At 70.0% G+C, this 393-nt stretch carries 1 protein-coding gene; it reads left to right on the top strand.

Translation table 11 applies throughout. The features are described 5' to 3' along the window. Positions 1 to 393 (top strand): discoidin domain-containing protein (locus DEH69_RS03670; RefSeq protein ID WP_147255373.1); only part of this gene is annotated, 393 nt, incomplete at both ends.

The raw sequence follows: 393 nt of genomic DNA, 5'->3' as shown, positions 1-393 counted from the left end.
GAGGAGCTGACCCCGGGCGCGGGCGCGGTCACCGCGAGCACCCATGACGGCAACGCCCCCGCGAACGCCGTCGACGGCGATCTCGGCACCCGTTGGTCGGGTGAAGGCGATGGCGCCTGGCTTCAGTTGGACCTCGGGTCGACGCGGTCGGTGAGCCATGTGAAGCTGGCGGTGCACCGGGGGACGACGCGGCAGAACGTGTTCGAGCTCCAGCACTGGGACGGCTCGCGCTGGGTCACCGCCTATGAGGGGCGCAGCGGTGGCAGGACGGCGGCGCTTGAGACGTTCACGTTCGACGATCCCGTCGAGACCTCCCGCATCCGCTATCTCGGCCACGGCTACGAGGGCGATGGCGAGGGCGACTGGAACAGCCTCACCGAGGTCGAGATCTGG

The sequence above is a fragment of the Streptomyces sp. PT12 genome (assembly GCF_003311645.1).
In the GTDB taxonomy this organism is placed as follows: domain Bacteria; phylum Actinomycetota; class Actinomycetes; order Streptomycetales; family Streptomycetaceae; genus Streptomyces.
Note: the sequence above shows the minus strand (reverse complement) of the source record. Positions and strands in the feature narration are given on the sequence as shown.